Source organism: Actinomadura rugatobispora (assembly GCF_055379765.1).
Map to the genome: position 1 here is coordinate 9511574 of NZ_AP029191.1, position 20998 is coordinate 9532571.

Annotated in this window: 17 protein-coding genes; 10 read left to right on the forward strand and 7 right to left on the reverse strand. The window is 72.2% G+C overall.

All coding sequences use genetic code 11. From position 1 onward, the window contains the following. Positions 1-76: 76 nt before the first annotated feature. From secD to ACZ466_RS42860, 4 genes are all read left to right on the forward strand, one after another. Positions 77-1876, forward strand: a complete 1800-nt coding sequence (secD, locus tag ACZ466_RS42845) for a protein translocase subunit SecD (protein ID WP_378282411.1) — start codon at positions 77-79, stop codon at positions 1874-1876. Then, positions 1876-3045 (forward strand): protein translocase subunit SecF, encoded by a 1170-nt coding sequence (gene secF, locus ACZ466_RS42850; RefSeq protein WP_378282325.1) that lies wholly within the window; start codon positions 1876-1878, stop codon positions 3043-3045. The genes secD and secF overlap by 1 nt, the downstream gene beginning before the upstream one ends. A gap of 69 nt (positions 3046-3114) precedes the next feature. Further along, positions 3115-3657 carry an adenine phosphoribosyltransferase gene (locus ACZ466_RS42855; RefSeq protein ID WP_378282324.1) on the forward strand — a complete coding sequence of 181 codons (543 nt, stop codon included), beginning with the start codon at positions 3115-3117 and terminating at the stop codon, positions 3655-3657. Positions 3658-4553: 896 nt separating this feature from the next. Beyond that, positions 4554-6728 (forward strand): RelA/SpoT family protein, encoded by a 2175-nt coding sequence (locus tag ACZ466_RS42860; RefSeq protein WP_464044047.1) that lies wholly within the window; start codon positions 4554-4556, stop codon positions 6726-6728. Positions 6729-6966: 238 nt separating this feature from the next. Here ACZ466_RS42860 and aspS read toward each other — a convergent pair whose 3' ends face one another. The 3 genes from aspS to ACZ466_RS42875 are packed head-to-tail and all read right to left on the reverse strand — an operon-like array spanning position 6967 to position 10693. Beyond that, positions 6967-8724 carry an aspartate--tRNA ligase gene (aspS, locus tag ACZ466_RS42865; protein WP_464041906.1) on the reverse strand — a complete coding sequence of 586 codons (1758 nt, stop codon included), beginning with the start codon at positions 8722-8724 and terminating at the stop codon, positions 6967-6969. Beyond that, positions 8721-9989, reverse strand: a complete 1269-nt coding sequence (gene hisS / locus ACZ466_RS42870; protein ID WP_378282322.1) for a histidine--tRNA ligase — start codon at positions 9987-9989, stop codon at positions 8721-8723. Before hisS ends, aspS begins: the two co-directional genes overlap by 4 nt. Before the next feature lie 11 nt (positions 9990-10000). Then, a complete protein-coding gene (locus tag ACZ466_RS42875) occupies positions 10001-10693 on the reverse strand; it encodes an MBL fold metallo-hydrolase (RefSeq protein WP_378282321.1) in 693 nt (230 codons plus the stop codon). Positions 10694-11024: 331 nt separating this feature from the next. Between ACZ466_RS42875 and ACZ466_RS42880 the strand changes: the two genes are divergently transcribed. Both ACZ466_RS42880 and ACZ466_RS42885 read left to right on the forward strand, forming a co-directional pair. Beyond that, on the forward strand, positions 11025-11801 hold the full coding sequence (locus ACZ466_RS42880) for a peptidylprolyl isomerase (RefSeq protein WP_378282320.1): 777 nt from the start codon (positions 11025-11027) through the stop codon (positions 11799-11801). A 73-nt stretch (positions 11802-11874) separates the two neighbouring features. Continuing rightward, positions 11875-13110, forward strand: coding sequence for a DUF349 domain-containing protein (locus tag ACZ466_RS42885; RefSeq protein WP_378282319.1), 1236 nt, complete (start codon positions 11875-11877; stop codon positions 13108-13110). Between the two features lie 21 nt (positions 13111-13131). On the opposite strand, the gene ACZ466_RS42890 is transcribed toward ACZ466_RS42885, so the two are convergent. The 4 genes from ACZ466_RS42890 to ACZ466_RS42905 form a co-directional block, all read right to left on the reverse strand. Continuing rightward, positions 13132-13722 carry a TIGR03086 family metal-binding protein gene (locus ACZ466_RS42890; protein WP_378282318.1) on the reverse strand — a complete coding sequence of 197 codons (591 nt, stop codon included), beginning with the start codon at positions 13720-13722 and terminating at the stop codon, positions 13132-13134. Between the two features lie 88 nt (positions 13723-13810). Further along, complete coding sequence (locus ACZ466_RS42895; RefSeq protein ID WP_378282317.1) at positions 13811-14452, reverse strand: DUF305 domain-containing protein; 642 nt, start codon at positions 14450-14452, stop codon at positions 13811-13813. Beyond that, positions 14449-15045 carry a DUF3105 domain-containing protein gene (locus ACZ466_RS42900; RefSeq protein ID WP_378282316.1) on the reverse strand — a complete coding sequence of 199 codons (597 nt, stop codon included), beginning with the start codon at positions 15043-15045 and terminating at the stop codon, positions 14449-14451. Before ACZ466_RS42900 ends, ACZ466_RS42895 begins: the two co-directional genes overlap by 4 nt. A gap of 89 nt (positions 15046-15134) precedes the next feature. Further along, positions 15135-15572, reverse strand: coding sequence for a hypothetical protein (locus ACZ466_RS42905; RefSeq protein WP_464041907.1), 438 nt, complete (start codon positions 15570-15572; stop codon positions 15135-15137). A gap of 277 nt (positions 15573-15849) precedes the next feature. On the opposite strand from ACZ466_RS42905, the gene ACZ466_RS42910 reads away from it, so the two are divergent. The 4 genes from ACZ466_RS42910 to alaS all read left to right on the forward strand — a co-directional run bounded on the left by ACZ466_RS42910 (position 15850) and on the right by alaS (position 20917). Next, positions 15850-17130 carry a replication-associated recombination protein A gene (locus ACZ466_RS42910; protein WP_464044048.1) on the forward strand — a complete coding sequence of 427 codons (1281 nt, stop codon included), beginning with the start codon at positions 15850-15852 and terminating at the stop codon, positions 17128-17130. Between the two features lie 301 nt (positions 17131-17431). Then, the gene (locus ACZ466_RS42915) at positions 17432-17899 is read left to right on the forward strand and encodes a DUF948 domain-containing protein (protein ID WP_378282314.1); all 468 of its coding nucleotides are present in this window, start codon (positions 17432-17434) and stop codon (positions 17897-17899) included. A 22-nt stretch (positions 17900-17921) separates the two neighbouring features. After that, entirely contained in the window at positions 17922-18245 is a 324-nt protein-coding gene (locus ACZ466_RS42920; RefSeq protein ID WP_378282313.1) for a DUF6167 family protein, read from the forward strand. Between the two features lie 2 nt (positions 18246-18247). Next, complete coding sequence (gene alaS, locus ACZ466_RS42925; RefSeq protein WP_378282312.1) at positions 18248-20917, forward strand: alanine--tRNA ligase; 2670 nt, start codon at positions 18248-18250, stop codon at positions 20915-20917. Positions 20918-20998: the final 81 nt, after the last annotated feature.

A 20998-nucleotide genomic window follows, 5' to 3' on the forward strand; every position in this document is an offset into this window, starting at 1 on the left:
AGTTAGACGACCAGTGGCTCCGCCTCGCAGCAACATTCCCAATCCAGGGCGTACGCTCCTCGCGCTGTTCGTGGTCATGGCGGCCCTCACCGGCGTGATGTTCCTGCAGGGTCAGCCCACCCCCAAGCTGGGGCTGGACCTGGCCGGCGGGACCACCGTCACGCTGACCGCCAAGACCGCCGACGGGCGGACGCCGCCGTCCACCCAGATGGACCAGGCCGTCAAGATCATGACCCAGCGGGTCAACGGTCTGGGGGTCTCGGACGCCGAGGTGGCCAAGCAGGGCTCCAGCAACATCGTGGTGAACGTGCCGGGCGAGGGCCAGGACCGGGTCGTCCAGCTCATCGGCACCACGGCCAAGCTGCAGTTCCGCCAGGTGTACGCGGTGGCCGACGGCAAGCCGACGGGGGCGGCGCCGAGCCCGGCGGCCACGCCCACCCCCAAGAGCTCGGGCAAGCCGAGCCCGTCGCCGAGCGGCTCGCCCAGCGCGTCGCCGTCCTCGCGGGGCCGGGCCATGTCGGAGGCGTTCGCGGCGCCGACGCCCACGCCGTCCGGCTCGGGCGGGGCGTCGCCGTCGGCGTCGCCCTCCGCCCCGGCCTCGCAGGCGCCGACGTCGCTGCCGTCGAACCTGGTGCCGCCGGGCGCCGCCGGCGGCGCCCCCGACTACACCGGCATCGACGACAAGAAGGTCATCCAGCAGTTCGAGGAGCTGAACTGCTACGTGCCCGACAAGCGGGTGCAGGGGTCCAACGACCCCAACCGCAAGTGGGTCGCCGCCTGCGACCAGAAGGAGGAGCGGGGCCAGGTCGCCAAGTACATCCTCGGCCCGGTCCGGGTGCTGGGCGAGCAGGTCTCCGACGCCTCGGCGATGCCGCCGGACGCCACCCAGGGGCAGAGCAGCTGGTGGGTCAGCATGAAGTTCAAGTCCCTGGGCGGCCGCCAGTTCGGGCAGGCCACCACCGAGGCGTACCAGGCCTACCAGCAGGACCCCAGCTCCCCGCGCTCCCAGATCGCGATCGTCCTTGACGGCCAGGTCGTGTCGGCGCCCAGCATCAGCCGGGGCGCCATCACCGGCGGCACCGCCCAGATCGACGGCCCGCCGGAGAGCTTCAACCAGGTCTACGCCACCGACCTGGCCAACGTGCTCAAGTACGGCGCGCTGCCGCTGGAGTTCACCCAGAGCTCGATCGACGAGGTGTCCTCCACGCTGGGCTCCGACCAGCTGCGCGGCGGCATGATCGCCGGTGCGATCGGGCTGGTGCTGGTGGTGCTGTACTGCCTGCTCTACTACCGGGGCCTGGGGCTGGTGGCGGTCTCCAGCCTGCTGGTGGCCACCGGGATCACCTACGTGTCGGTGGTGATCCTGGGTGAGAACATGGGCTTCCGGCTGTCGCTGCCGCACATCATCGGTCTGATCGTCTCGATCGGCATCACCGCCGACTCGTTCATCGTCTACTTCGAGCGACTACGCGACGAACTGCGCGCGGGACGCACGCTGCGGCCCTCGGTCGAGGTGGCGTGGAAGCGGGCGCGGCGCACCATCCTGGTCGCCGACGCGGTGACCTTCCTGGCCGCCCTCGTGCTGTACTTCCTCGCGGTCGGCGGGGTCCGGGGCTTCGCGTTCGCGATGGGCCTGACGACGCTGATCGACGTGGTCGTGGTGTTCTTCTTCACCAAGCCGCTGGTGGGCCTGCTGTCGCGGACCAGGTTCTTCGGCCGCGGCCATCCGCTGTCGGGGCTTGACGCCAAGCGGCTGCGCAAGGCGGCGGCGCGTACCGCCGGTGCCGCGGTGCCCGCCGCCGGCCCGGCCAAGGCCACCGCGACCGCCGGCGCCGGTTCCGCCCGCTCCACGAGCCCGAAGAGCCAGGAGGCCTGATGCTGGGGCTGCGCGCAGTCATCTCCCGGATCTACCGGGGCGAGATCAGCGCCGACATCGTCGGCAAGCCAAAGGTGTGGTACTCCATCTCGGGGCTGCTGCTGGTGGTGTCCATCGCCGGCCTGCTGATCCAGGGCCTGAACTTCGGCGTGGAGTTCAAGGGCGGTTCGGTGTTCACCTTCAGCGCGCCCAGCGCCTCGATCGAGCAGGTGCGCGGCGCCGTCACCGGCGGCGGGGCGCACCAGGCGATCGTGCAGAAGGCGGGCGGCGACTGGCGGGTCACCACCGAGAGCCTCAGCTCCGGCAAGGTGACCGAGGTCAAGAACCACGTCGCCGAGGAGCTGAACGTCCCCGCCCAGCGGGTCAGCACCCAGGTGGTGGGGGCGTCCTGGGGCGGTGAGATCTCCGAGAAGGCCTGGCAGGCGCTGCTGGTCTTCATGATCTTGATCATCGCCTACCTGTCGGTGGCGTTCGAGTGGCGGATGGCGCTGGCCGCCGTGGTGGCGCTGGTGCACGACCTGGTGATCACGGCGGGCGTGTACGCCTGGTCGGGGTTCGAGGTCACGCCCGCGACGCTGCTGGGCTTCCTGACCATCCTGGGCTACTCGCTGTACGACGCCGTGGTGGTGTTCGACATGATCAAGGAGGTCACCAAGCCGCTCGGCCCCACCTCCAAGATCACCTACAGTGAGGCGGCCAACCAGGCGCTCAGCAGCACCCTGGTGCGCTCGCTGAACACCTCGCTGGTGGCGATCCTGCCGGTCGCGGCGATCCTGTTCATCGGCACCACGCTGTTCGGCGCGGGCACGCTGAAGGACCTGTCGCTGTCGCTGTTCGTCGGCATGATCGTCGGTACCTACTCCTCGATCTGCGTGGCCACGCCGCTGCTGGTGCAGCTGAAGGAGCGCGAGCCGAAGTACCGCGAGCTGCGGGCCAACATCGCCCGGCGGGAGAGCAGCGCCAAGCGGCAGGCCAAGGTGGCCAAGGCCGAGGCGGCGGTGGCCGTCGGCGGAGGCGGCGGCTCGGGCGACCCCGGTGACGACGCGGAGCCCTCCGACGACGTCCCGGCGGACGAGCTCCCGGCCTCGGTGAGCGTGCGCAAGGTCGTCCAGCAGGGGCCGCGCCAGCAGCCCAAGCGGGGCTCCCGGCAGCAGCGCCGGGGCAAGTAGCGGCGGACAGCGAACGAACGGAAGCGCCGGCCGTGCCCACCGTCCTCGGGACGGGGGCACGGCCGACGCATGACCAGGGAGCATCAGGTGGACCTCGACAAGCTGATCCAGGACCGGATCCGGGACGTGGCCGACTATCCCAAGGCCGGCGTCGTCTTCAAGGACATCACCCCGCTGCTGGCCGACCACGTGGCGTTCGCGGGCGTGGTGGACGCCATCGTCAACCACCACGGCCGCGGCACCGTCGACAAGATCGTCGGGATCGAGGCGCGCGGGTTCATCCTGGCCGCCCCGGTGGCCTACCACTTCGGTGCAGGGTTCGTCCCCGTGCGGAAAAAGGGAAAGCTGCCCTCGCGCTCGTACGAGGAGACCTATGATCTCGAGTACGGGACCGAGACCATCGAGATGCACGTGGACGCGTTCGGTTCCGGTGAACGGGTGCTGATCGTCGACGACGTCCTGGCCACGGGCGGCACCGCCCGGGCGGCGGCGGAACTGGTCCGCCGGGCGGGCGGCGAGGTCGTCGGGATTTCGGTCCTGATGGAGCTGTCGTTCCTGCACGGACGGGACAAGCTCGGGAATCTGGACGTTCATTCACTGGTTACGGTCTAGTACGAAATGGGTGGCGGATACACTGACGCCATCGGGTCCGGCGGGGGACGGGCGCATCCCGCTCGGCGAGGAGGCTACGGCGCCCCGAGGTCAGAGGAGGCTGGGTGCCCGGTGAGGTGGTATCGACCGACGCGGTGACCGAAACGGTGGCCGAGGGAACGGCGGGCCCGGCGACGCAGCCGGGGACCAGGCGGGACGCGCACGCGTCCCGGACCAGGGCCGCCGGCACGGCCTCCGCGCCCTCCGCGCCCTCCGCCCCCGAGCCCGCCCCCGGTGAGCCCGGCGGCCCCGCTCCGGCGGGCGGATCACCCGACGGCCAGGCCACGTCCACCGGTTCCGGATCCCAGGCACCCGCCGCCGCGGCCGCCAACGGCCCGACCGAAACTCCTCCCACCCGCTCCGGTCCCGCCGCCGCACCGTCCCGGTCCGGCAGGCCGAATCCGGCGGGCTCGACGCCCCGGATCGCCGAGGTCACGCCGGAGGCGGCGGACGCCCTCGCCGGCCGGCCCTCCCCGGAAGACGCGACCACCGGACCCGGCAGCGGGTCCGATGTGACGAAGATCACCCCCGAGGAGCCCCGGGCGAAGGGCACGTCCGCCAGGCCCGCCTCCGCAGAGCCCTCGTCCCCACAGCCCGCGTCCTCCTCCGGCGGGACGGGGAGCCCCCCGCCGGGGCGCTCCTCCGGTGGGGCGCCGCCTGCCAGAGCCTCCGACCGGCAGGGAACGAGGCCCACCAGGGCCTCAGACTCCGGACACAAAGGGCCGGGAGGCCCGTCCACCAGTACGTCCTCGTCCAGGTCCGGCCGGGCCGCGAGCCCGTCCCAGACCACGATCCCGCCGTCCGCCGCCCGGGTGCGCCGCAGGCTCGCCCGCCTGGGCTCCCAGCGCGGTCCCACCATGAACCCGGTACTCGAACCACTGATCAAGACCGTCCGCAACACGCATCCGAAGGCGGACCTGCGGCAGATCGAGCGCGCCTACGACGTCGCGGCGCACTACCACCGCGATCAGAAGCGCAAGAGCGGCGACCCCTACATCACCCACCCGCTCGCCGTCACCGCCATCCTGGCCGAGCTCGGGATGAACACCGAGACGCTGTGCGCGGCGCTGCTGCACGACACCGTCGAGGACACCGCCTACACCCTCGAGGAACTGAGCTCCGACTTCGGCGACGAGATCACCGCGCTGGTCGACGGGGTGACCAAGCTCGACAAGGTCAAGTACGGCGAGGCGGCCGAGGCCGAGACCGTCCGCAAGATGGTCGTGGCGATGTCCCGCGACATCCGGGTACTGGTGATCAAGCTCGCCGACCGGCTGCACAACATGCGCACGCTGCGCTACATGCCGCGGCACAAGCAGGAGAAGAAGGCCCGCGAGACGCTGGAGGTCTTCGCGCCGCTGGCCCACCGGCTGGGCATGAACACGCTGAAGTGGGAGCTGGAGGACCTCTCGTTCGCCACGCTCTACCCCAAGCGGTTCGACGAGATCGCCCGGCTGGTCGCCGAACGCGCCCCGCGCCGCGACGACTTCCTGCAGGACGTGATCGAGAACGTGTCGACCGACCTGCGCGAGGCCAAGATCAAGGCCAGCGTGACCGGCCGACCCAAGCACTACTACTCGATCTACCAGAAGATGATCGCCCGGGATGTCAGCTTCGACGACATCTACGATCTGGTCGGCATCCGGGTGCTGGTCGACAGCGTCCGCGACTGCTACGCCGCCCTCGGCTCGATCCACGCGCGATGGAACCCGGTCCCCGGCCGGTTCAAGGACTACATCGCGATGCCGAAGTTCAACATGTACCAGTCGCTGCACACGACGGTGATAGGGCCCGAGGGCAAGCCGGTCGAGCTGCAGATCCGCACCTGGGGCATGCACCGGCGGGCCGAGTACGGCGTCGCGGCGCACTGGAAGTACAAGGAGGAGACGGTCGGCGGCCGGAAGGCCGGCGACATGCAGTGGCTGCGGCAACTGCTCGACTGGCAGAAGGAGACCGCCGACCCGGCCGAGTTCCTGGAGTCGCTGCGGTTCGACCTGTCGGTCTCGGAGGTGTTCGTCTTCACCCCCAAGGGCGACGTGATGGCCCTTCCGCAGGGGGCGACGCCGGTCGACTTCGCCTACGCCATCCACACCGAGGTCGGGCACCGATGTATCGGCGCCCGCGTCAACGGGCGGCTGGTGCCGCTGGAGTCCACCCTGGACAACGGCGACACCGTCGAGGTCTTCACCTCCAAGTCCCAGGACGCCGGGCCCAGCCGCGACTGGCTCAACTTCGTCAAGAGCGCCCGCGCCCGCAACAAGATCAAGCACTGGTTCTCCAAGGAGCGGCGGGACACCGCGATCGAGTCCGGCAAGGACTCCATCGCCCGCGCGATGCGCAAGCAGAACATGCCGCTGCAGCGGATGATGTCGGGAGAGGCGCTGCTGGCGCTCGCCCGCGACATGCGCTACCCGGACGTCTCCTCGCTGTACGCCGCCGTCGGCGAGGGCCACATCTCCGCGCAGAACGTCGTCCAGCGGCTGGTGGAGGCCCTCGGCGGGGTGGAGAGCGCCGACGAGGACCTGGCCGAGATCGCGCTCCCCACCAAGCGCAAGCGCACCCGGACGACCGGCGACCCCGGCGTGGTCGTGGCGGGCGACTCCGACGTGTGGGTGCGGCTGTCGCGCTGCTGCACCCCGGTGCCCGGCGACGACATCGTCGGCTTCGTGACCCGCGGGCACGGCGTGTCGGTGCACCGCTCCGACTGCGCCAACGTGGCCAGCCTGAAATCCCAGCCGGACCGGCTGATCGACGTCAAGTGGTCGCCCGGCGAGGACTCGGTCTTCCTGGTCGCCATCCAGGTGGAGGCGCTCGACCGGCCGCGGCTGCTGTCGGACGTGACGCGGGTGCTGTCGGACCAGCACGTCAACATCCTGTCCGCGTCGGTCACCACCACCCGCGACCGGGTCGCCGTCAGCCGCTTCACCTTCGAGATGGGCGACCCCAAGCATCTGGGGCACGTCCTGAAGGCGGTCCGCTCGATCGACGGCGTCTACGACGTCTACCGCGTCACCAGCGGCGCGCAGCGTTGATTGTCGGCGCGAGCTGCGCTCGTCGCTGGCGCTCCTCGCTTGTCGCGCCGACGGCGATCGCTGCATCGCTCCGAACTCGCCTTGACGGCTCGCTTCGCGATCAGGTTCTCGCTTCGCTCGAACCTGGCTTCGCACGCGATCGCGACGCCTGAGGTCGTCGCGGGGTTGCTCAGCGGGCTTGGGTGGTCTTTCCACGAGGAAAGGGCCGGTCCGTTGGGACCGGCCCTTTTGCGCACGCTCAGTTTTCGGGGGTGTCCTCGGGGACGGCGTCGACGCCGGCCTCCGCGCGCTGCTGCTCGGTGATGGGGGTGGGGGCGCCGGTCAGCGGGTCGTGCCCGGAGGCGGCCTTCGGGAAGGCGATCACATCGCGGATGGTGTCGACCCCGGCCAGCAGCATGACCATGCGGTCCCAGCCGAAGGCGATGCCGCCGTGCGGGGGCGGGCCGTACTTGAACGCCTCCAGGAGGAACCCGAACTTGGACTCGGCCTCCTCCTTCGACAGACCCAGCACGTCGAACACACGCTGCTGCATCTCGGCGCGGTGGATACGGATGGAGCCGCCGCCGATCTCGTTGCCGTTGCAGACGATGTCGTAGGCGTCGGCGAGGGCCTCGCCGGGGCGCTCCTGGAAGTCGCCCCAGTACGCGGGCTTGGGCGCGGTGAACGGGTGGTGCACCGGCGTCCAGCCGATCTGCTCGCCCTTCTCGTCCTCGGCGGGCTCGAACACGGGCGCGTCCACCACCCAGCAGAACGCCCACGCCGACTCGTCGATCAGACCGCACCGGCGGCCGATCTCCAGCCGGGCGGCGCCCAGCAGCTCGCGCATCGCGTGCGGCTTCCCGGCCGCGAAGAAGACCGCGTCACCGGGCGCGGCGCCGACCTTGGCGGCCAGCCCGGCCTTCTCGTCGTCGGAGAGGTTCTTGGCGACCGGGCCGCCGAGCGTGCCGTCCTCCTGGACCAGGACGTAGGCCAGGCCGCGGGCGCCGCGCGCCTTGGCCCAGTCCTGCCAGGCGTCCAGCTCCTTGCGGGTCTGGGAGGCCCCGCCCGGCATCACGACGGCGCCGACGTAGGGGGCCTGGAACACCCGGAACGAGGTGCCGGAGAAGTACTCGGTCAGCTCGGTCAGCTCGTTGCCGAAGCGCAGGTCGGGCTTGTCGGAGCCGTACCGCGACAGGGCCTCGGCGTAGGTGAGGTGGGGGATCGGCCGGGGGACCTCGTACCCGGCGATCTCCTTCCACAGCCGTGCCACCAGGTCCTCGGCGACCCGGATCACGTCGTCCTGCTCCGCGAACGACATCTCGATGTCGATCTGGGTGAACTCCGGCTGCCGGTCGGCGCGGGAGTCCTCGTCGCGGTAGCAGCGCGCGATCTGGTAGTAGCGCTCCAGGCCGGAGACCATCAGCAGCTGCTTGAACAGCTGCGGGGACTGCGGCAGCGCGTACCAGCTGCCCGGCTTGAGCCGGACCGGCACCAGGAAGTCGCGGGCGCCCTCGGGGGTGGAGCGGGTCAGCGTCGGGGTCTCGACGTTGACGAAGCCGTGCTCGCGCATGACCTCGTGCACGAGGAAGGAGCCCTCGGAGCGGACCCGCATCGCCTTCGCGACGGCGTCGCGGCGGATGTCGAGGTACCGGTACTTGAGCCGGACCTCCTCGTTGACGTTGACGTCGCCCTCGATCGGGAACGGCAGCGGCGCCGCCTCCGACAGCACCTCGATGTCGGAGGCGGCGACCTCGATGTCGCCGGTGGGCAGCTCGGGGTTCTCGTTGCCGGCGGGCCGCACCCGCACCTCGCCGGTGATCTTGACGCAGTACTCCGACCGCAGGTCGTGCGCGGTGTCCTCTTCCCGGAACACCACCTGCGCGGTGCCGGAGGCGTCGCGCAGGTCGATGAACGTGACACCGCCGTGGTCGCGCCGGCGGGCCACCCAGCCGGCCAGCGTGACCTGCTGACCGGCATGCTCCTTGCGGAGCGTCCCCGCCTCGTGCGAGCGGATCATCCTGAAAGCCTTTCCTTCAACGTGGAGACGATCTGGGGGAGCGGCACGGCGGCCTGGTCACCGCCTTCCAGGTCCTTCACCTGCGCGGACCCGGCGGCGATATCTCGCTCGCCCAGGATCACCGCGTACCGTGCCCCCGACCGGTCGGCGTCCTTCATGGCGCCCTTGAGCTTCTTGCCCCCGTAGGCCATGTCGGCCGCGATCCCGGCCTGGCGCAGCTCGTTCACCAGCGTGAACAGCCTGCGGCCCGGCTCGTCGCCGAGCGCGACGCCGAACACCTGGCAGCGCGGCGGGGCGGTGAAGCCGGTGCCCTCGGCCTCCAGCGCCAGGACGGTGCGGTCGAGGCCGAGCCCGAACCCGATGCCGGGCAGCGGCGGGCCGCCGATGTCCTCCGACAGGCCGTCGTAGCGGCCGCCTCCGCCGATGCCCGACTGGGCGCCGAGCAGCGGGTGGTCGAACTCGTAGGTGGTGCGGGTGTAGTAGTCCAGCCCGCGCACCAGCGTGGGGGTGTCCTCCCAGGCGATGCCCAGGTCGGCGAGCAGCTCGCGGACCCGGTCGTGGTGGGCCTTGCAGTCGCCGCACAGGTGGTCGGCCATCAGCGGGGCGCCGTCCAGCTGGGCCCGCACCGCGGGACGCTTGTCGTCCAGCACCCGCAGCGGGTTGATGTCGATGCGGGCGCGGGTGGCCTCGTCCAGGTCGAGGCCGTGCAGGAAGTCCTGCAGCAGGGCCCGGTAGGCGGGACGGCACTCCTTGCAGCCCAGCGAGTTCAGCAGCAGCCGCACCTGGGTGAGGCCGAGGGAGCGGTACCAGTTCCAGGCGATCGCGATCGTCTCGGCGTCGACCTGCGGGTCCTCGCTGCCGATGGCCTCCAGGTCGAGCTGGTAGAACTGCCGGTAGCGGCCCTGCTGGGGCCGTTCGGCGCGGAACGCCGGGCCGGTCGTCCAGATCTTGACCGGCAGCCCGCCCTGCTTGTGCAGGCCGTGCTCCAGCACCGACCGCAGCACCCCGGCGGTGAACTCCGGGCGCAGCGTCAGCGACCGGCCGCCCCGGTCCTCGAAGGTGTACATCTCCTTGCTGACCACGTCGGTGGACTCCCCGACCCCCCGTTTGAAGAGGTTGGTGTCCTCGAAGACCGCCAGCTCCAGATAGCCGTACCCGGCCAGCCTGGCCTGCTCGGCGAACGCCTGGCGGATGGCCGAGAACAGGTCCGCGCGCGGCGGGACGTATTCGCTGACCCCCTTGGGGGCCTGAAAGCTCGAACTCATGATCGTTAAGGTCAGAATCCCTGTCGTGGACCGTCTGCGGGCACTTCCGCCAGGAACGGATTGGTGGCGCGCTCGCGGCCGATGGTGGTCTGCTCGCCGTGGCCCGGCAGGACGACGGTCTGGTCGGGCAGCGTCAGGCACACCCGGGCCAGGCTGGCGAGGATCTCCTCGTAGGAGCCGCCCGGCAGGTCGGTGCGCCCGATCGAACCCGCGAACAGCAGGTCCCCGCTGAACATCACGTCGGGGATCTCCCCCGCGGGCGGCGTCCTGAACGTCACCGACCCAGGCGTGTGGCCCGGGGCGTGGTCGACGGTGAAGCTCAGCCCCGCCAGCTCCAGCGCGGCCCCGTCGGTCAGCTCCTTCACATCGTCGGGCTCGGACAGCTCCAGCCCGCCGAACAGCTGCTGGCCCGCGTTCAGCGAGAAGCCCTTGGCGGGATCGCTGAGCAGGTCGCGGTCGTCGGGATGGATGTAGGCCGGGACGTCCTTGGCGCCGCAGACCGGCGCGACCGACCAGACGTGATCGAGATGGCCGTGGGTGAGGAGCACCGCGACCGGCTTGAGCCTGTGTTCGCGCAGGATCTCCTCGATTCCGGCCTCGGCGTCCTGGCCGGGGTCGATGATGACGCACTCCTCACCCGCGGCGGGTGCCACGACGAAGCAGTTCGCGGCGAACGATCCTGCGGGGAACCCGGCGACGAGCACGGTCGTCCTTCCTTCAGGCCATGGTTGCGGCGGTGCGGTTCGTCAGCGCGTCCGGGAAGCGGCGTTCCTGAAACTTCGCTGGATGGAGCTGTGGGTCCGGTGCGCGCCGTGGCCGGGCCACACCCGGCCAATCGCGCGGTGCCTCCGAGGGTACCGGCGGGGCCGTGGCCACCGCGAACGGGATTCACTGATCGTCGTGTCGCGGCGGCGGCGGCCGGGCACCCGCGGTGGCGGGCCGGTCCGGCCGGGTGACGGCGGACCCGCGGCTCGCCGTGGACCGCTACTATGCGCTGCACGTTCACCTGATCTGATCACACCGGAGGCTAGGCACGTGGCGGGGAAGGACCGCAAGAAGGAGCTCGCTCGGCAGCGTTACGAGCGGCAGCAGGCGCGTAGGCGCGCCCAGGAGGCCCGTGCCCGCCGCATCCGGATCATCGGGGTGGTGGCCGCGGTGGCGATCGTCGCGGGGGGTGCCGCCGGGACCGTGGCCCTGGTGGGGCGGGACGACTCGTCCAACGCCGAGGAGCCGCAGGCCAAGGCGGGCGACTGCACCTACACCCCGGCCCAGGAGGCGGGGGCGCCCAAGGACCTGGGCACCCCGGCCGCGACGCCGCAGCACAAGGGCCCGGTCAAGGCGACGATCAAGACCACCCAGGGCGACGTGGGGATCGAACTGGACGGCGCCAAGGCCCCCTGCACCACCAACTCCTTCGTCTTCCTGGCGGCGAAGAAGTTCTTCGAGAAGACCTCGTGCCACCGGCTGTCCACCAGCGAGGGCCTGCGGATGCTGCAGTGCGGCGACCCGACCGGCTCCGGCTCCGGCGGCCCGGGCTACCAGTTCGCCGACGAGAACCTCGAGGGCGCCAAGTACACCAAGGGCACCCTCGCCATGGCCAACTCCGGCCCCGGCACCAACGGCAGCCAGTTCTTCCTCGTCTACGGCGACTCGCAGCTGCAGCCGAACTACTCGGTGTTCGGCAAGATCACCTCGGGTCTGGACGCGCTGGAGAAGGTCGCCAAGGGCGGCGTCGACAAGCCCGGCGAGGACGGCACCGGGCAGCCGAAGAAGAAGGTCACGATCCAGAGCGTCTCGATCGCCGGGAATTAGGCGAACGGGATACTAAGGTGTGGAGGGTCCGGTGGTTGTGTACACGATCGGGCCCGTGATTCAGGAGGCAAGGGTGTCCAGCGCGACCGATCCCTGGGGCCGGGTGGACGAGGACGGCACCGTCTACGTGAAGACGTCGGACGGCGAGCGCGTCGTGGGTTCCTGGCAGGCCGGTGCACCGGAGGAGGCCCTGGCCTACTTCAAGCGCAAGTACGACGCGCTGGCCACCGAGATCGGCCTGCTGGAGCAGCGGCTGCGCACCACCGACCTGCAGCCCGCCCAGGCCCAGCAGAGCGTCGCCCGGCTGCGCGAGGCCGTCACCGACGCGCACGCCGTCGGCGACCTCGACAGCCTGGTGCGGCGGCTGGACGGCCTCACCGAGCAGGTCGGCCGCAAGCGCGAGGAGGTCAAGGCCCAGCGCGAGCACGCCCGGCACGAGGCCCGCGAGATCAAGGAGCGGATCGTCGCCGAGGCCGAGCGGATCGCGGCCGAGGAGACCCACTGGAAGAACGGCGGCGAGCGGCTGCGCAGGCTGGTGGAGGAGTGGAAGGCGGCCGACCGCATCGACCGTCCCACCGAGACCGCGCTGTGGAAGCGGTTGTCGGCGGCCCGCAACGCCTTCACCAAGCGCCGCAAGGCCTACTTCGCCACCCTGGACGACCAGCGCGAGGAGGCCCGGCGCGACAAGGAGCGCCTGGTCGCCGAGGCCGAGGCGATGCAGGGGTCCACCGACTGGGGCGACACCGCCGCCGCCTACCGCGACCTGATGCGCCGCTGGAAGCTGGCGGGGCGGGCCTCCCGTGAGGTGGAGGAGGACCTGTGGGCCCGGTTCAAGGGCGCCCAGGACGTCTTCTTCGCCGCCCGGTCCGCCGCGTTCGCCGAGCGCGACGCCGAGCTGCGGGTGCACGCCGAGGAGAAGGAGAAGATCCTCGCCGAGGCCGAGCGGCTGCTGCCCGTCCGGGACGTGCGGCAGGCGCGGCAGGCGCTCCGCGCGATCCAGGAGCGCTGGGAGGCCGCCGGTATGGTGCCGCGCGACCAGCGCGACCGGCTGGAGGGCCGGCTCCGCAAGATCGAGGAGACGGTGCGGGGCGCCGAGGAGAAGGAGTGGCAGCGCACCAACCCCGAGGCGCGGGCCCGTGCCGAGGCGACGGTGGCGCAGCTGCGCGGCTCCATCGAGAAGCTGGAGAAGGACCTGGAGAAGGCCCGCGGCGCGGGCCGGGACAAGGCCGTCAAGGACGCGGAGGAGGCGTTGACGGCCCGCCGCGCCTGGCTGGAGGAGGCCGAGCGCACCCTCGCCGAGTTCTCCTGACCCCTTCCCTCCGGGACGATCTCAGTCGGCCGGGCGCGTGGCGGCCGGTTCGGCGGCGCGGCCGAGGAAGGCCAGCAGCCGGGTCTGCTCGTCGGCGCCGCGCGGCGGCGTCAGCGCCGGGCCCAGCCGCCCGTCCCTGCGCAGGCCGGCGGCCACCACCTGGGCCGTGGCGAACGCGTGGTGCACCAGGCCGGGGTCGAGCCGGGCCGGCTGGCCGGTGGCGCGGGCCAGATCCCAGGAGTGCACCAGGGGCTCCAGCACGCTCGCGCCCAGGAAGTCGATCAGCGGAACCTCTCCCAGCGTCCCGAACGGGATCGGCCGGCGCAGCGCCTCCGGCGTGAGCGCGGCGTCGCACTCCTTGCGCGCCGTGCGCCAGGCCTGGAGCGCGTCGTCGGCGGCGAACACGCCGGGCCGGCAGGGCGCGTCCGGGGCCGGCCGCCCGGTGGCCAGCGCCAGGATGGCGTACTGACCCGCGATGACGTGCCCGGTGACGTCACGGGCCGTCCACTCAGGGCACGGCGAGGGCGCGGACCAGCGATCGCCGGGCACGCCGCCGACCATGTCCTCGAAGAGGTCCAGTGCCCGGTGGTATCCGCTGAGGTTCGGAGCCATGGTGGCCAGTGACCCGCGAACCGGGTTCGGTGTCAAGCGTTATCGGCAGGTTGGCCTTCCCGCCCGTCCGGTCACCCCTGCCCCGGGCTCACCGGCCCGCGGTCGCGCCGCGCTGCCGGAGCATGTCGGTCATGAGCGCGATCTCCGAGCCCTGGCCGTTCACCATGGTGCGGGCCAGCCGCCGTACGCGTTCGTGGCCGGTGCGCGCCAGGACGGCCTCGGCCATCTCCACCCCGGCCCGGTGATGGGTGATCATGAGCTGGAGGTAGAGCACCTCGGCGTCCCTGCCGGAGGCGCGCTCGAGCCGGTCCAGCTGCTCCCGGGAGGCCATGCCGGGCATGGCCGCCGCGCCGCCGGGCCGGGCCGCCCCGGACCCGCCGTGGCCGCCGTGCCCGGCCATCCAGCGCATCGGGCCCGCCGGGTCGGTCTTGGGCAGCTCCCACTCGTCCAGCCAGGCGGTCATCATGCCGATCTGGGCCGACTGGGTGTTGATGATGTCGTAGGCCAGCAGCCGGACCCGCTCGTCCTCGGTCCGGTCCCGCACGATGAACGACATCCGCACCGCCTGGGCGTGGTGGACGCTCATGTCGCGGGCGAACCCCGCCTCGGGGCCGTCGCCGGCCGGACGTCCCGACCGCAGTCCCGCCAGCGCGGCCAGCACGCCCGCGACGGCCAGGACGAGCACCGCGAGGGCGACGGTGACCCGCCGCCCCCGCGATGCCCCTGTCACGGCGCGTCCTTGGCGCCGTTGCAGGCGGCGCCGGGTTCGGGCGTCTGCTCACCCTTCACGAAGGCGCGCAGGAAGGCGTCCACCCGCGCGTCGGAGGCGTTCTGGAGCTTGAGCTGCTTGCCCCACGCGGTGAGGATGACCGGCGCGTCCTGGCCGGGGTAGGGGCTCATGAGCGTGTAGTCGGTGTTCTCCACCTTGCCCTTGAGCTTGTCGATCTGGTCGGCGGCCAGGCCGGGCGTGTAGGTGATCCACACGGCGCCGTGCTCCAGGGAGTGGACGGCGTTCTCGTTGCGGAGCTGGCGGTCGTAGATCCGGGAGTCGCAGTTCTGCCACACCGGGTCGTGGTCGCCGCCCATCGGGGGCGTGGTGTCGTACTGGACGGGACTGGAGGTGTGGCCCTGGGCGAGGTCGTCCTTCTGGATCAGGCCCGCGATCGAGGAGTCGGCGGAGGACGGGCGGCTCTGGACGAAGGCGTAGCCGATCGCGACGGCCGCGACGAGGCCGATCACGGTGAAGAAGGCGATGCTCCCCCAGGGCACCTGGCGCTGGTTGAGGACGCTGCGCTGCGCTCGGTTGCGTGCGCTCTTGGACATGATGGAACTCCCTCTCGGGGTGCTGTGCTCGGGGACGGGTGACTGGGACGGCCGTGGACCGGGCATGGCCCGGCCTCACGGCCGGCGCGTCACAGCCGGAGCACCTGCAGGCAGGAGAGGGAGCGCGCCAAGGGCGCGGGAAGTGCGGGAGGCGCGAGGAACCAGCCCGAGCGGCGCGGGCGCCGCGCGCCCGTTGGGCCGGGGTGGGCGGCCACGCTGAGGACCAGGAGGGCCAGCAGCACCGCCAGGCTCAGGCAGGCGTCGTTCGGGCCCATGGGAGGCAGGTGCACGGGCTCGCTGAACGCCGCCGCCCCGGAGGCCGCGAGGGGCCCGGTGGCGGGGGCGCCCGCGTGCTGGGCGGCCGCCGCGTCGGCCAGACCGGCCGGGACGCTGGTGGCGTGGGCGGTGCAGACCCGCGGCGGCGGCGCGTGCCCGAGCCCGTAGCTGAAGGTGAGGCCGGCCACCAGGAACAGCGCCATGAGCAGCCCTGCGGGCCCATGGCGCGGTCGCGGGTCTGTACGGCCCACCGTCACGCTCCGATTCAACCTCCGGGCGAACCAACGCCGCGGGCGGGGTGCGGAGTTCCCGGACAAAGCCCGCGAATCGCGATACTAGCGGCGCCCGCGGGCCGTCAGGGACGTCCGTTCGCCGAGATAGTGTCGGAGCGTGACCAGCAGGGCTGAACCAGGGCAACCGGAAGGGCTCTTCGACCATCCCGGGGCCCCAGGGCCGGCGGAGGCGTCGCCGGGCGCCCCCAGCGCGGCCGCGGGCGGCGGGCGCGCGGGCGGCGGGGCCGAGCAGCCCCTGGCCGTGCGGATGCGGCCGCGCGCGCTCGACGAGGTCGTCGGCCAGCAGCACCTCCTCGGCCCCGGCACCCCCATCCGGCAGCTCGTCGACCGCGACGTGCCCATGTCGCTGGTGCTGTGGGGCCCGCCCGGCACCGGCAAGACCACCCTGGCCACGGTCGTCAGCCAGGCCACCGCGCGCCGCTTCGTGGAGGTCTCGGCGGTCAGCGACGGGGTGAAGCGGGTCCGCGCCGAGATCGACCTGGCCCGCCGCGAGCTCGGCATGACCGGCCGGCAGACCGTGCTGTTCGTCGACGAGGTGCACCGCTTCAACAAGGCCCAGCAGGACGCGCTGCTGCCCGCGGTGGAGAACCGCTGGGTCTCCTTCATCGGCGCCACCACCGAGAACCCGTTCTTCTCGGTGATCAGCCCGCTGCTGTCGCGCTCGCTGCTGCTCACCCTGGAGCCGCTCGGCGAGGACGACCTGCGCGAGGTCGTCCGGCGGGCGCTGGCCGACGAGCGCGGGCTCGGCGGGCGGGTGGCGCTCGACCCGGCCGCCGAGGACCACCTGATCCGGCTGGCCGGCGGCGACGCCCGCCGCACCCTCACCTACCTGGAGGCCGCCGCCCTGGTCGCCGACGGCGGCGCGGCGATCGACGTGGACGTGCTGGAGAAGGCGGTCGACCGGGCCGCGGTCCGCTACGACCGCGAGGGCGACCAGCACTACGACGTCATCAGCGCGTTCATCAAGAGCATCCGCGGCAGCGACGTCGACGCCGCGCTGCACTACCTGGCCCGGATGATCGAGGCGGGCGAGGACCCGCGGTTCATCGCCCGCCGGCTGATCGTGCACGCCAGCGAGGACATCGGCATGGCCGACCCGACCGCGCTGCAGACCGCGACCGCCGCGGCGCAGGCGGTGGAGTTCGTCGGGCTGCCCGAGGCGCGGATCAACCTGGCCCAGGCGGTGATCCACCTGTCCCTGGCCCCCAAGTCCAACGCGGTGATCATGGCGGTGGACGCCGCGATCGCCGACGTGAAGAAGGGCGAGGCGGGCCCGGTGCCCGGTCATCTGCGCGACGCCCACTACAAGGGCGCCGCCAAGATCGGGCACGGCCAGGGCTACCGGTACGCCCACGACCATCCGGGCGGCGTCGTGCGCCAGCAGTACGCGCCCGACTCCGTCCACGGCCGCGAGTACTACCGGCCCACGCGGCACGGCGCCGAGGCCCGGTTCTCGGAGGTGCTGTCGCGCATTCGTTCCGTCCTGCGGGGCAGGAGCGAGCCGAGGGACGGCTGAGCCGCTAGAAGACCGAGCCGCCGGAAGGGAGGCGGGCGGCGGATTCGATCTTTGCGGCCGTTGCTCCCGCCATCGGCCGCGCTCGCCCGATAGCCTGCCCGGGGACGCCCCTGGGATCGCGGGGCGCCGCCGTCGGCGCGGGGTCCGCGACCCGGCACGGTCAGGGCCGGTGGCCAGGGTAAGGTCTCTCTCCAGACCGGGCCCGGCACGCCGGCCCGGCACGGACCCGACAGGTACCCGAGATCATTCGACGGCACCCGACTCGTACACACTGCGGACACACAGCGGAACGGAAGCCCTGATGCTCACTGGTGGACAGCTGGCAGGTCTCATCGTGGCCGTGTTCTGGGCGGTGCTGGTCTCCTTCCTCGCCCTGACGCTGCTGAAGCTCGCCCGCGTCCTGACCGAGGCGAGCAAGGTCCTCTCGGAGATCGGCGACCAGGCGCTGCCGCTGATGGAGGACATGAGCCGCACGGTGCGCCGGGCCAACGAGCAGCTCGGCCGCACCGACGTGATCACCAAGCAGGTCGCGGGCGTGACGCAGAACGTCTCCGCGGTCACCACCGTCATGACCTCCGTGATGGGCGGGCCGCTGGTGAAGGCCGCGGCGTTCTCCTACGGCGTGCGCAAGGCCCTGGGCAGCCGGGCCGAGGAGGCCCGCGACGTCCGCGAGTCCCGCGAGGGGCGCTCCGGCGGGGGCCGCTCCGGCGGGGGCGCCTCGCGGCCGCAGCTGCAGGCCCGGTCCGGCGGCAGGGGGCGCGGCAGATGATCCCCGGTCGAAGCGAGGCACAATGAGAAGACTGTTCTGGCTCTCGGTGGGCGCCGGCGCGGGCGTCTACGCCACGCACCGGGTCAAGCGGCGGGTGGAGCGCTTCGCGCGCAGCCTGTCGCCCGAGGGCGTGGCGGCCCGCGCGGTGACCGCCGGGCACGGCGCGGGCGACCGGTTGAGGAACTTCGCCGACGACGTGCGTACCGAGATGCGGGCACGTGAGGCCGAGCTCCGGGAGGCCGTCGAGATGGACCAGGCGCCCCCGGAGCCGGACGGCCCCGCGCGCCGCCGGATCCTCCGCGCGCCGCGTTACACGATCATCGACGACGACAAGGATGGCCACTGATCATGGAGTCGGCAGAGGTTGCGCGCCGCTTCCTCGGGTTCTTCGAAGAGCACGGGCACACCGTGGTTCCCTCGGCCAGCCTGATCGCCGAGGACCCGACCCTGCTGCTGGTGAACGCCGGGATGGTCCCGTTCAAGCCGTACTTCCTCGGCCAGCGCACGCCGCCCGCGGTGCGGATGACCAGCGCGCAGAAGTGCGTGCGGACGCCCGACATCGAGGAGGTCGGCAAGACCACCCGGCACGCCACCTTCTTCCAGATGCTGGGCAACTTCTCCATCGGCGACTACTTCAAGGAGGGGGCCATCCCCTTCGCCTGGGAGCTGCTCACCCGCCCCCAGGCCGACGGCGGGTTCGGCTTCCCCGAGGAGAAGCTGTGGGTCACCGTCTACGAGGACGACGACGAGGCCGCCGGCATCTGGCACGACAAGGTCGGCGTCCCGCTGGAGCGCATCCAGCGGCGCGGCCTGGCCGACAACTACTGGCACATGGGCGTGCCCGGCCCGGGCGGCCCCTGCTCGGAGATCTACTACGACCGGGGCCCCGAGTACGGCCGCGAGGGCGGCCCGGTCGTCGACGAGGACCGCTACCTGGAGGTGTGGAACCTCGTCTTCATGCAGTCGCAGCTGGCCGAGGTCCGCACCAAGATCGACTTCGATGTCGCGGGCGACCTGCCGGCCAAGAACATCGACACCGGCATGGGCCTGGAGCGGATGGCCGCCATCCTCCAGGGCGTCGACAACATCTACGAGACCGACACGCTGTGGAAGGTGCTGACCCGGGCGGCCGATCTCACCGGCACCGGGTACGGCCGCGACCACCGCGCCGACGTGTCGCTGCGGGTGATCGCCGACCACGTGCGCAGCGGCACGATGATGGTCGCCGACGGCATCCGCCCCGGCAACGAGGGCCGCGCCTACGTGCTGCGCCGCATCCTGCGCCGCTCCATCCGCAACCTGCGGCTGCTGGGCGGCCAGGACGCCGGGCTCATGCACGAGCTGACCGCGGCCGCGATCGGCGCGATGGGGGAGCAGTACCCCGAGCTGGTCCGCACCGCCGCCACCATCCACACGGTGATCGACGCGGAGGAGGAGTCGTTCCTCCAGACGCTGCGCACCGGCAACACGATCTTCGACCAGGCGGTGGCGGAGGCGCGCCGCGCCGGGACCCCGCTGTTGGCCGGCGACCAGGCGTTCAAGCTGCACGACACCTACGGCTTCCCGATCGACCTGACCCTGGAGATGGCCTCCGAGCAGGGCCTGCGGGTCGACGAGGAGGGCTTCCGCCGGCTGATGGCCGAGCAGCGCGAGATGGCCAAGCGCGACGCGCGCGAGAAGAAGACCGGCAACCTGGACGTCTCGGTCCTGGACGAGCTGCTCGTCGGCGCCGGCGGCGCGGTCGACTTCATCGGCTACGGCGAGGTGCTGGGCGAGGCCCGGCTGGCCGGGCTGCTGGTCAACGGCGCGAACGTGCCCGCGGCCGGCGAGGGCGCCGAGGTCGAGGTGGTCCTCGACCGCACCCCCTTCTACGCCGAGGGCGGCGGCCAGCTCGCCGACCACGGCCTGATCCGGCTCGGCGGCGGCGCGGTCATCGAGATCGACGACGTGCAGTCCCCGCTGGCCGGGCTGGTCGTGCACCGCGGCCGGGTCCGCTCCGGGGAGGCCCGGGTCGGCGACACCGCCTACGCCGAGATCGACGTGGAGCGGCGGCGGGCGATCTCCCGCTCGCACACCGCGACCCACATGGTGCACGCCGGGTTCCGGCGGGCGCTGGGCGAGTCGGCGGCGCAGGCGGGCTCGGAGAACTCCCCCGGCCGCTTCCGGTTCGACTTCACCGCCTCGGGCGCCGTCCCGCCCAGCGTGCTGCGCGACGTGGAGGACGAGGTCAACGAGGTCCTGGTGAACGACCTGGACGTGCGGGCCTTCCACACCTCCATCGACGAGGCCCGGGCGATGGGCGCGCTGGCGCTGTTCGGCGAGAAGTACGGCGACGAGGTCCGGGTCGTGGAGGTCGGCGACTACTCCCGGGAGCTGTGCGGCGGCACCCACGTGGCCCGCTCCGGGCAGCTCGGCCTGGTCAAGGTGCTGGGCGAGCAGTCGATCGGCGCCGGCGTGCGCCGGGTCGAGGCGCTGGTCGGCATCGACGCCTTCCGCTTCCTGGCGAAGGAGAGCGTGCTGGTCGCGCAGCTGTCGGAGCAGATGAAGACGCGCAAGGAGGAGCTGCCCGAGCGGATCTCCGGGGTGGTGGCCCGGCTCCGCGACGCGGAGAAGGAGCTGGAGCGGCTGCGGTCGCGCGAGGTGCTGGCGGTCGCCGGATCGCTGGCCGAGGGCGCCCGCGACGTCGGCGGGACGGCGTTCGCCGCCTACCGCGCGCCCGACGGCACCGGCGCGGACGACCTGCGCAAGCTGGCGGTCGACGTGCGCGGCCGGCTCACCGCCCGGCCCGCCGTGGTCATGGTCGTGGGCGTGCCGAAGGACCGTCCGGTCGTGGTGATCGCGGTCACCGAGGGCGCCCGCGAGCGCGGCCTGAAGGCCGGGAGGCTCGTCGGCGTCGCGGCCAAGGCGCTCGGCGGCGGCGGTGGCGGCAAGGACGACCTCGCGCAGGGCGGCGGCTCGAACCCGGGCGCCGTCGACGAGGCGCTCGCCGCCGTGGAACGGGCGGTGGGAGCGTCATGACAGGGCGGAGCGAGGGCATGAGCGCCGGTCCCGCGGGGGTTTGCGGGGGGCCGTTCCCCCGCCGGGGGGTCGTGTGAGCCT

Excerpts from the sequence above, each read along its gene's own strand:
- aspS (WP_464041906.1), bottom strand. The coding sequence starts at position 8,724 with ATGATCCGCTCGCACGAGGCGGGGACGCTCCGCAAGGAGCATGCCGGT.
- ACZ466_RS42920 (WP_378282313.1), top strand. The coding sequence starts at position 17,922 with ATGAGAAGACTGTTCTGGCTCTCGGTGGGCGCCGGCGCGGGCGTCTAC.
- hisS (WP_378282322.1), bottom strand. The coding sequence starts at position 9,989 with ATGAGTTCGAGCTTTCAGGCCCCCAAGGGGGTCAGCGAATACGTCCCG.
- ACZ466_RS42900 (WP_378282316.1), bottom strand. The coding sequence starts at position 15,045 with ATGTCCAAGAGCGCACGCAACCGAGCGCAGCGCAGCGTCCTCAACCAG.
- ACZ466_RS42860 (WP_464044047.1), top strand. The coding sequence starts at position 4,554 with ATGAACCCGGTACTCGAACCACTGATCAAGACCGTCCGCAACACGCAT.
- ACZ466_RS42915 (WP_378282314.1), top strand. The coding sequence starts at position 17,432 with ATGCTCACTGGTGGACAGCTGGCAGGTCTCATCGTGGCCGTGTTCTGG.
- secD (WP_378282411.1), top strand. The coding sequence starts at position 77 with ATGGCGGCCCTCACCGGCGTGATGTTCCTGCAGGGTCAGCCCACCCCC.
- ACZ466_RS42890 (WP_378282318.1), bottom strand. The coding sequence starts at position 13,722 with ATGGCTCCGAACCTCAGCGGATACCACCGGGCACTGGACCTCTTCGAG.
- alaS (WP_378282312.1), top strand. The coding sequence starts at position 18,248 with ATGGAGTCGGCAGAGGTTGCGCGCCGCTTCCTCGGGTTCTTCGAAGAG.
- ACZ466_RS42855 (WP_378282324.1), top strand. The coding sequence starts at position 3,115 with ATGACCAGGGAGCATCAGGTGGACCTCGACAAGCTGATCCAGGACCGG.
- secF (WP_378282325.1), top strand. The coding sequence starts at position 1,876 with ATGCTGGGGCTGCGCGCAGTCATCTCCCGGATCTACCGGGGCGAGATC.